This window comes from Empedobacter sp. UBA7611 (assembly GCF_002484365.1).
GTDB classification, from domain to species: domain Bacteria; phylum Bacteroidota; class Bacteroidia; order Flavobacteriales; family Weeksellaceae; genus Empedobacter; species Empedobacter falsenii_B.
In genome coordinates, this window is the sequence record NZ_DLJR01000083.1 from 1 (window position 1) to 407 (window position 407).

Sequence of the window (407 nt, forward strand, 5' to 3'; positions counted from 1 at the left end):
AATTTTTAGGTTGTTAATATTTCGATTAAAGTATGTTTTATTAATGTACTGAATCACTGTTAGTGCAGTAATTTTAGCTAGAATTCTGGTTTTAAACCCCTCAAAAGTTTTTGCATAATTTCTTCTAATCATAAATTGATCGCATAGTTGAGAAAATAAAGTTTCAATTCTTTTTCGATACTTTTTGAATGTATAAAACTGAGGTTTGTAATCTTTTTGATTCGATCTTTTCGGTGTTTCTAATCGTATATTAACTTCATTAAATAAGTCAATTTGAATTGTTTGCGACAAATAACCTTTATCCCCAAGTAGCACACAATCTGATAGTTGAGATTTTATATCTTTCAAAAAATGAATATCATGAACAGATGCGGGACTAATATCAATACTCTGGAAAACGCCAGTTA

1 protein-coding gene is annotated in these 407 nt (G+C 28.3%); it reads right to left on the bottom strand.

What is annotated here, in order from left to right; all coding sequences use genetic code 11:
* Positions 1–407 (bottom strand): IS982 family transposase (locus B3R94_RS13970; RefSeq protein ID WP_291101581.1); only part of this gene is annotated, 407 nt, incomplete at both ends.